At 73.0% G+C, this 9211-nt stretch carries 7 protein-coding genes and 1 pseudogene; 3 read left to right on the top strand and 5 right to left on the bottom strand.

Features of this window, described 5'->3' with window-relative positions; genetic code table 11:
- The first annotated feature begins 468 nt into the window (after positions 1-468).
- The 3 genes from FHX81_RS00040 to FHX81_RS00030 all read left to right on the top strand — a co-directional run bounded on the left by FHX81_RS00040 (position 469) and on the right by FHX81_RS00030 (position 2534).
- A complete protein-coding gene (locus tag FHX81_RS00040; RefSeq protein WP_141974612.1) occupies positions 469-1380 on the top strand; it encodes a fused MFS transporter/spermidine synthase family protein in 912 nt (303 codons plus the stop codon).
- A gap of 14 nt (positions 1381-1394) precedes the next feature.
- A complete protein-coding gene (locus FHX81_RS00035) occupies positions 1395-1859 on the top strand; it encodes a hypothetical protein (protein WP_246107531.1) in 465 nt (154 codons plus the stop codon).
- A gap of 126 nt (positions 1860-1985) precedes the next feature.
- Complete coding sequence (locus FHX81_RS00030) at positions 1986-2534, top strand: carboxymuconolactone decarboxylase family protein (protein ID WP_141974611.1); 549 nt, start codon at positions 1986-1988, stop codon at positions 2532-2534.
- Here FHX81_RS00030 and FHX81_RS00025 read toward each other — a convergent pair.
- From FHX81_RS00025 to FHX81_RS00005, 5 genes and pseudogenes are all read right to left on the bottom strand, one after another.
- Positions 2516-3919, bottom strand: a complete 1404-nt coding sequence (locus FHX81_RS00025) for an amino acid permease (protein WP_141974610.1) — start codon at positions 3917-3919, stop codon at positions 2516-2518. The two genes, FHX81_RS00030 and FHX81_RS00025, sit on opposite strands and share 19 nt — an antisense overlap.
- A gap of 111 nt (positions 3920-4030) precedes the next feature.
- A complete protein-coding gene (locus FHX81_RS00020) occupies positions 4031-5149 on the bottom strand; it encodes an NAD(P)/FAD-dependent oxidoreductase (RefSeq protein ID WP_141974609.1) in 1119 nt (372 codons plus the stop codon).
- A gap of 169 nt (positions 5150-5318) precedes the next feature.
- A pseudogene (locus tag FHX81_RS42895) lies at positions 5319-5537 on the bottom strand (LIC_13387 family protein); the annotation flags it as partial.
- A 50-nt stretch (positions 5538-5587) separates the two neighbouring features.
- Positions 5588-8401 carry a TIR domain-containing protein gene (locus FHX81_RS00010; protein WP_141974607.1) on the bottom strand — a complete coding sequence of 938 codons (2814 nt, stop codon included), beginning with the start codon at positions 8399-8401 and terminating at the stop codon, positions 5588-5590.
- A 135-nt stretch (positions 8402-8536) separates the two neighbouring features.
- Positions 8537-8959, bottom strand: a complete 423-nt coding sequence (locus FHX81_RS00005) for a TetR/AcrR family transcriptional regulator (protein WP_141974606.1) — start codon at positions 8957-8959, stop codon at positions 8537-8539.
- Positions 8960-9211: the final 252 nt, after the last annotated feature.

Genomic DNA, 9211 nt, shown 5'->3' with positions numbered 1-9211 from the left:
CGGGTCACCTGTTCCGCTCGCGAGAATTCGAGTCGGTTCCCGGACGAAAGCAATGCGGCCCACAACCACCGCGCGGTCGAGCGTCGTTCCCCGAAGGCGGTCAAGACGACCCGAACGTACCTCGGTTACGCGCGGCCCGGCTACCGGTGAAACGCTTACCAAGCGCCCGCGCATCGGGTTTCCGATCGTGCCACTGGCACCGGCGACGCGATTCGGCTTCAATGCCGCGCCACCGCTCGCGAGGTGCGCACCAGCACTGATCCTGGTATCCGCGGTACTGGCATTCGCGCTCACCCTATTAGTTCCAGCGGGTGGTTCCGAAGCGCCGAACGGCCCCGCCGCGACAGGTGGGCCGGCCCCCTTCGGTGCGCCGCGCAGGACAGCATCATGGAAGTTGTCGCGGCGGCGCGTCGCCCAGGACATTGAGTCGACCGAAGCGCGCTCCGACTCGCAACGAGGTGAACGCCCATGGCCCACGTCCGGCCCGTCACCGGGACCGAACGCACCACCGGATCGGGACGGCTGATCGTCGGCAGCGTGATCGCCGGCGTGCTGCTGTCCGTGCTGTGGTCCTACGAGTTCGTCGACCACGTGATCGGCGCGAACGTGGCCAACGCCCTGCTCGGGGAGGAAGCCGCGACCGCCTCGATCGCCGGCACCGCCGCCGGCCTGGCGTTCGCGTTCGTCTCGGGGCTCGCGGGCACGTTCACCGCGTGCAACATCGCCATGGCGGCGTCGATCGGGCCGATGAGCGAAGCCGGCGGGACGTCGACGGGCGCGTTGAGGTCCCTGTTGCGGCCGTTGGGCTTCTTCACGGCGGGAATGGTCGCGGTGTCCGCGGTGTACGGGGCGGTCGGCGTGCTGGTCGGCCCGGGCATGCCGCAGCTGTCGAACGCGATGGTCGGCACGATGCCGGTGCGGCTGCTGCAATCGGCGATCGTGTTCGGCGTGGTGGGCCTGGCGATGACCTACCTCGGGTTGGCCGCCCTGGGCGTGCTGCCCGACCCGTTCCGCGGCCGGCCGGTGGCCCGCGTCGTGGTGCTCGGCGCGCTGGTCGGCGCGTTCCTGATCGGCCGGCCGTACCCGATGTTCATCAAGCTGTTCCGCTCCGCCGTCGACTCCGGCAACCCGTTGTTCGGCGCGGGCACGTTCGTGCTGCAGTCCGTGGGCAACGTCGTGCTCGTCACCGCCGTGTTCGCGGCTCTCGCCCTGGGCACCAAGGGCCGCTTCCTGCGGTGGTTCAGCGGCGACGGCCGGCGTTCCACCGCGGTCAGCGCGGCGCTGCTGATCGCCCTCGGTGTGTTCCTGCTCGTGTACTGGGACGTCCGCGTCCCGTCGATCTTCGGGTTCGGTTGGTTCCCGACCATGCCCTACAACTGACGAAGGAGCTGATCGTGTCCGCGACAATCGCTGTCCCGATGACCACCAGGTCGGAGTCACCCATCCGCAACGGGGCGCTGGCCGGGCTCGCCGGCGGCCTCGTGTTCGGCCTGCTGATGGCCGGGATGGGTTCCCTGCCCATGGTCGGCATGCTGATCGGCGTCGAGAACGCCGTCGTCGGCTTCATCGTGCACATGGTCATCTCGGCCATCGCCGGCGCCGGGTTCGGCGCGCTGACCCGCAAACTGGGCGCGGTGCCGCCCGTCTACGCCGCGAGCATGCTGTACGGCGCGGTCCTGTGGGTCCTCGGCGCGCTGATCATCATGCCGCTGTGGCTGAGCGTCACCGCGGACCCCATGATGAGCGACATGGTGTTCGTGGTCGGCAACGCCCAATGGGTCAGCCTGTTCGGCCACGTGGTCGGGTTCGGGATGACGACCGGCGCCGTGCTGCTCATGCTGCGCGGCCACGCCAAGTAGGGCCACAGCGCCCGGTTGCCCGCCGCACCCCCTCGCGGCGGGGCCGGGCCGTCCACTGCGGGATCACGCAGCGCGGCCGTTCACCGATCACCCCCCGAGTGGTCGGTGAACGGCTAGCGTGCTCCCATGGCGCACATCGACCTCGGCATGGACGAGACCCTGTTCCCCGGTATCACCGGGCTGATGAAGTTCCGGCCCGAGACGGCCAAGCCGCTCAACGCCCTGGCCGAGGCCCTGCTGCGCGCGCCGAACTCGCTGCCCGCCGGCGAGCGCGAGCTGATCGCGGCCTACGTGTCCGCGTTGAACGAGTGCCGGTTCTGCCGTGACTCGCACTCGGCGTTCGCCGCCGCGCAACTGGACGAGGGCATGACCCTGGTGCACCAGGTGCGGGCGGACCTGGACACCGCGCCGGTGTCGGAGAAGCTGCGGGCGTTGCTGCGGATCGCGGCCGCCGTGCAGCAGTCGGGCCGCGCGGTCACCACCGACCTGGTGGACCGGGCTCGCGCGCAGGGCGCCACCGACGTCGAGGTCCACGACACCGTGCTGATCGCGGCGGCGTTCTGCATGTTCAACCGGTACGTCGACGGCCTGGGCACGTTCGCGCCCGACGGGACCGACGGCTACGCCGTGTCCGCGCGGCGGATCGTGGCGCACGGCTACACCGACTCGGTGTAGTCCTCGGCGTGCCGGTCGCGGGCCGACCGGCGCCGCCGCACCACCGGGTAGGACAGCAGCACCAGTGCCACGAACGGCACGCCGACCTGCCACGCCGGGCCGAACGCCTCGGTGAACGCCGTCGCCACCAGCACCAGCACCACGTACAGCACGCTCAGCACCGCGGTGACCGGCGCGCCCGGCAGCCGGACCGGCGACGGCGGCAGGTGGCGGCGGGCGCGCCGGAACGCCAGGTGGCTCACGAAGATCAGCAGCCACGCGGTCATGCCGCTGAACAGCGCGATGCCGAGCAGCACGGGGAACGCCGCGTCGGGTGACAGCGCGGCGGCCACCGCCGCGACGGCCAGACCCGCGGTCGAGGCGAGCACGGCGTTCACCGGGCTCCCCCGGTCGGTCACCGCGGCGAGGGCCTTCGGCGCGTACCGGTCGAGCGCCAGCGAGTGAGCGGTGCGCGACGCCAGGTAGAGGGTGGTGTTCGCGGCCGACAGCGCGGCGGTGAGGACGACCAGGTTCATCACGCCCGCGGCGGCCGGCACGCCGATCGAGGCGAACAGCGTCACGAACGGGCTCTCCGCGACACCGTCGACCGCCGCCGCCTCCGTCCACGGCACGATCGCCACGATGATCCCGGTGGCCAGCACGTAGAACAGCGCCAGCCGCAGCACCACCCGCCGGGCGGCGCGCGGGATGTCACGGGCGGGGTCGCGCGACTCGGCGGCCGTCATCGCCACCGACTCCACCCCGCCGTAGCCGAACGTCGCCACGCTCACCGCCAGCAGCACGCCCACCAGGCCGTGGGGCATGAACCCGCCGTGGTCGGTCCACGCCGACAGCCCGGCGGCGTCCCGCCCCGGCAGGCCGAACACGACGTACAACCCGCCGAGCACCACGAAGACGACCAGCGCCGTCACCTTGACCATCGCGAACCAGTACTCGACCTCGCCGAACAGCCGCACGGCCGCGAAGTTGACGCCCAGGATCGCCAGGGAGAACAGGCACACCGACGCCCACAGCGGCACCTGCGGCCACCAGTACCGGACGTACAGCCCGGCCGCGACGACCTCGCCGCCGACCGTGATCACCTGCGTGGCCCAGTAGCACCACCGCTGCACGTACCCGACCATCGGGCCGGCGTACCGCGCGCCGACCGCGCCGAACCCGCCAGCCCCGGGGTGCGCCACCACCATCTCGGCGACCGCGTAGGCCACCGCGACGGCCGCCAGCGCACCCACCAGGTAGACCAGCACGACCGCGGGTCCGGCCATCGAGATGGCGAGGCTGGACCCGAGGAACAGCCCGGTGCCGATGGTGCCGCCGAGCGAGATCATGCCGATCTGGCGGCTGGTCAACTGCCGCAGCAGCCCGCCGTTGTCGTGGTCGGCCATGGCACCCTCTTCAGGTCGCGCGGTCCGCGGGCAGCGCGACAGTGCCAGGCGCGGGGTGCGCGCGCCATCACCGGGAGAGCCGCCGATACGGCCGCCCGAAGCACCGTGTCCTCAGTGGACGGCGGTTCGCTCGAACCGGAACGGGGCCAGGGCGTCGTCGCGGTCCTCGCCCAGCACCTCCGCCGCGACCAGGCCGCCGGCGTGCAGGCTCAACGTCGCGCCGCTGTGCGAGACGGCGAAGTGGAAGTTGGGCAGCTCCGCCACCCGCCCCAGCACCGGCAGGCCGTCGGCCGGAATGGGCCGTTCGCCCACTCGGACGCTCTCCGCGGTCATCCCCCGGGCGCCGGGGTAGAGCGCGCGGCCCGCCTCGACCACCACGTCCACGGCCGCCTGGTCGACGGTGACCGCGCCGGTGTCGGACACGTGGGCCGCTCCGTCCACGTCCGGGGTGTGCAGCAACAGCCGTCCCCCGCCGTCCGGGCGCAGGTGGACCTGCGGTGCGTGGACGACGCGGCTCACCGCCACCGCGACCGGCGAGGTGTAGACGAGCACGCCGCGGGTGTTGCGCATCGGCAGCGCCAACCCCGCCAGTGCGGCGATCCGGGCGGCCTGCGGTCCCGCGCAGTCCACCACCGCGTCGGTGGTCAGCCTCCGCCCCGAGGCGAGCCGGACCGCGCGCACCCCGCCACCGGTCACCTCCAAACCGGTCACCGCGTCGTCGCGCACGACCTCGGCGCCCGCCGCGACCGCCGCGGCCAGCAGGTGGGCGACCAGGCGGGTCGGCTCGACCCAGCCCTCGCGCGGGAAGTAGGCGATCCCGTCCTCGGGCAGCGCGGCCGGGTCCAGGTCGGGTTCGAGTGCCAGCGCCTCGGCCCGGTCGAGCCACCGCGCCTCGTAGCCGTAGGCGAGGACGGTCGCCACCTTGCCGCTCAACGCCTCCCGGTCGGCTTCGGCAGCGGCCCACTCCAGGTTGCCGGTCTCGTGGTACCAGTCGCCGTGCGGCACGTCGGCCGCCAGCCGCCGGTGCGCTTCCATGCCCGTGACGTTGAGGTCGTGGTAGGACCGCGGTTGCTTGCCGCAGGAGTTCGTCCACGAGAACGTCGCGCCGGACGTGCCGCCGGCGGGCGCGCCCGCGTCCACCACGGTGACCCGCGCCCCTCGGCGCGCCAGCGCGGCGGCGACCGACGAGCCGTAGACACCCGCACCGATGACGACCACGTGCGCGACCATGCCGAGTGCCTCCCCGATCCGCCGGAGCCGTCCTCCTTGTGGCACTCCAGGTATAACACGCGGTTCCGGCCCGTTCGGGTGGTCGGGCAGGCACGTCCGGTCGTGCCTTGACCAGGGCCGAGCCGAACGCCACCGCGGCGACCGCGAACAGGACGACGGGCGGCACGGGCAGCAACCGCAGCGACAGGCCGAGGACGACCACCGACGCGGCCGCGCCCAGCCCGCTCACCGCCCGCGCCCGGGTGACCAGCTCGGGCGCGGACCGCCCGACGAGCAGGCACACCACCCCGCCGAAGATCAACGCCGCCGCCATCAGGAGCGACATGCCCCGGTCGAGGTCGTGCAGGCTGCGCCGTGGCCGCGACCACCCTCCGAGTTGACCATGCACAGCTGTGTGGTTCGTCCGTACAGCTGTGCATGCTCGATCGGATCGTGCGGTCACCGCTCGCAGGCGATGACCTCTGGCGCCTCGGTGCCCACCGCGCTCGTCCACTCCTCGGGAGTCAGGTCGCGGCCCGCGCTCGCGCACGCGGCGTCGATCCAGGCGTCGGGGTGGAGGTGCCAGCGGGTGATCGTGCCGTTGCCGGTGGCCGCGAGCAGTTCCCTGCCGTCGGCGCTGGCGGCCAGCGCCGTGTTGAGGTCCGCCCTGCTGTCCGGCAGCGTCACGGAACCGACCTGGTCGCCCGTGTCCACGTTCCACAGCTTCACCGTGCCGACAGCGGTCAGGCGGGCCACGAGCCGCTGCCCCTCGATTCCGATCATGACCGACGTGTAGCCGGCGTCGGCGGCGATGGTGCGCAGCAGCCGCTCACCGGCGGAATCCCACACCTCCAGGCTGTTGTCGGCCCGCGCGAGCAGCAACCGGTCCTCGACGTAGGCGACCGCCGACGCGGCGGTGCCCGGCAGTCGGTGCTGCCGCCCGGATGCCGTCTCGGTCAGCCACACCTCGCCGTCGGCGCGGACGGTGGCGACGCGCGACAGGTCGGCGCTGATGGCCCGCCGCCCGCCGGACCCGTCCGCGGGCTGCGGCGCACCGGGCGCGCTCGACAGGACGGCCCCGTCGCCGAACGCGCGCACGTCGACCTCGCCGTGGTCGCTCACGACCACCACCCGCTGCCCGTCCGCGGAGGTGCGCGCGGCGACCGGCTTGTTGCGGTTCGGCTCGCGCCACACCTCGGTGAAGCCACCGTCCGGGGTCCGCGCGTGGGCGCCGCTCGGCGTCAGCAGCAGCAGGCGCGTGCCGTCCCGGCTCCACACCGGCAGCCCGTCGTCGGCGGGCTTGGCGACCTGGTCACGCGTCGGCGGTGCGACCCCGAAGTCCGCGACGACCAGGTTCTCCCGTCCCCACCCCGACACGGCCAGGTGGGCGCCATCCGGTGAGACGTCCAGGAAGGGCCGGTCCCCCGCTTCGGGCGCCGACGTCGCGTGCATCGTCGGGCCGGCGGCGAGGCGCGAGGCCTGGGACATGTCCCAGTGGATCAGGTCCGTGCCGCTTGCCGAGACCAGTTGCCGGTCGCGGCCGACGAACGCGACCGCGTCGACGTTGCCGGTGCCCAGGAGCCGCGTCGGCGCAACGGGTGCGTTGCCGTCGAAGCGGGCGGCGTAGAGGGCGCCGCCGCCGGCCGCGGCGACCTCGGTCCCGTCGGCACCGACCGCGAACCGGTCCGGCTCCGCGATGGGCATCGACACGGGGAAGAACTCGTCGGGAGCCGAGTACGGGTGGGCGGGGTTGTCGGGGCTCACGTGCGTGGTCCCGCCCTTGGCCCAGGCGGTGAAGCTCGCGTCGAAGGAGTACCCGCAGCAGGCGAAACCGTCTGCCGGGACTTGCAGCCAGACGCCTTCTGGTTCGATCTCCACAGTGGACAGCGACATCCGGCTCACCGTCGCCACGGGCCCGTCGCCGATCACGTTCGCGGTCGTGTCGTCGACCAGCCCGATCGCCCGCCGGCCGGCCGGGATGTCGGCGCGGCGCCGCTCGCGTCCCGTCGCACCGTCCAACAGCACCAACTGCGCTTCCTCGAACGTCACGCCGTGGATCACGGCGATCGTGTTGCCCGACGGCGAGACGGCCAGGTACTTGCCGAAGCCGGCCGGGGCGGGCCGGTGGACGTCCAGCCCGGTCGGCCGCGCGCCGTCCTCGCCGTTCCACAGGAACACCCGGTCGCCGTCCGAGGCGACGATCCTCGACCCGGTCAGGTCGGTGGCGATCTCGACGACCGGGCCGCTCCCCAAGGCGGCTTGGGTGGTGACGCCGGTGTCGAGGTCCCAGCGCAGGAGCCTGCCGTCCGCGGTGCCGACCACGGCGACGTCGCGGCCCGGTGCACCGGACACGACCGTCGCCCGGACGCCCATCGGCACGACGCGCACGAGGTGCGGGCTCGCCGCGACCGTCTCGAACAGGGCCGCTCGCGTCCGCGCGTCGGGGTGCGTGCGGTAGGCCGCCACGGCTTGCAGCTGCGCGAGGTCGAGCCTGCTGTCGATGTTCGACACGGCCAAAGCGGCCAGTTGACGCGCGCGTGCCACGGTGGCCTCGTCGATCGCGTTGTCGCGCTGGACGACCGCGAAGCCTGCGGCGACGAGCGCCAGCGCGGCCAGCGCCGCGAGAGCCGTGACGACACCGCGGCGCGTCCACCGGCGGCGGACCTGTTGGCGGACGTCCTCGCTGTCGAGGTCGTCCTTGGGGACGCCGTGGATGGCCGCCGCCAACGTCCCGACGTCGTTGCGGAACCCGGCGTTGTCCAGGGTGAGCTGGGTTTCGGTGCGCGCCCAGCTCAGGTCCACCCAGAGGGGCTCGCGTGCGAACCAGCCCCGCAGCTGCTCAGGCAGGGCGGTGGTGCGGCCCCAGTCGAAGTCACCGCGGGCCTCGTCCCAGTGGATCCAGCCGTCGGTGAGCACGATCAGGAAGGTGTCGCGTTCCCGGTGCTGCCGCCAGAACTCGACCTCGCGCCGCACCCACGGCGACCGGGCCGCGTCGGGCGAGGCCAGCAGCACGAAGTACCGCGACCGCCGCAGCGCCACTTCGATCGTGGCCCACAGGTCGGGGCCGGCCGCGAGGCTGGTGCCGTCCCGGAACACGTCGAGGGCCGACCGCAGGTTCGCGGGCCTGGCGAGCTTGTGCAGCCCCCTCTGGAGGGCGGGCGCGAGCCGGTTGTCCGCGGCGTGGCTGTAGGAGATGAACGCGTCGTAATCGCGGCTCCCACCCCGCCGACCGACGCGTAGATCACCCTCTTCCCGGTGGGTGGCTGACTCCACAGGCGGACTTCCTCACTGAACGCGGCGGCGTGATCGCGGTTGCGTCAACCGGCGATATCCACGGGATCCACCCGCGTGTTACGACACTTCGGCGCCCGATCGAGTGGGACGCGTCGTCGCCGCGCCGATCCGCCGTCACCCGACCGAGGTGAGCCGGTCGATCAGGTGCTGCAACGCCGCACGCCCGCGCTGCCCCTCGCCCGACACCTCCGGCACCGCGGCGGTGGCGACGCGACGCAGTTCGGCCCACCCGAGGTAGGCGGGCCCGGCGATCACCTCCGGGCCGAGCGCGGTCCGCAGCCCCTCGCGCAGCTTCTCCTCCGGGTCCTCCAGGACCGCGAGCCGGGCGATGAGGTCGGCGGTGGTCCGCTGCTCCCGCAGCTCCACGGCCGCCACGAGGAGCGCTTCGCGGTCCTCGAAGTGCCAGTGGACGCTGCCGCGGGTGATGTCCGGTTCACCGGCGAGCGCGTCGACGGGCACCGCCGCCACCCCACCCCGGGCCAGGGCGCGCAGCGCCGCCATCGCCCAGTCCTCGCGGGTGACGCGTCCTCTCGTCATGGCCGGAACAGCAGTGTCGCGATCGGAGCCGTTTCACCGCGGCGCGGCGGATCATTCTTGCGCAATTCCCGCGCCCGTGGTGGCCGGAATCACACCCGCTAGCATGCGTGAATGAACGATTCCGGTTTCGTCGCGCGTCGGGTGGACCCGGCGTTCCCGGGCCGGACCGCCCCGCTCACGGAGATCACCGCGCGCACCGGGCAGGCGCCGCCGTTCGAGTTGTTCCGCCTGGTGGTGGAACTCGTCGTCGGC

Origin of the sequence: Saccharothrix saharensis (genome assembly GCF_006716745.1) — a bacterium.
GTDB classification, from domain to species: Bacteria; Actinomycetota; Actinomycetes; order Mycobacteriales; family Pseudonocardiaceae; genus Actinosynnema; species Actinosynnema saharense.
This window is presented reverse-complemented; position numbering and strand designations above follow the sequence as displayed.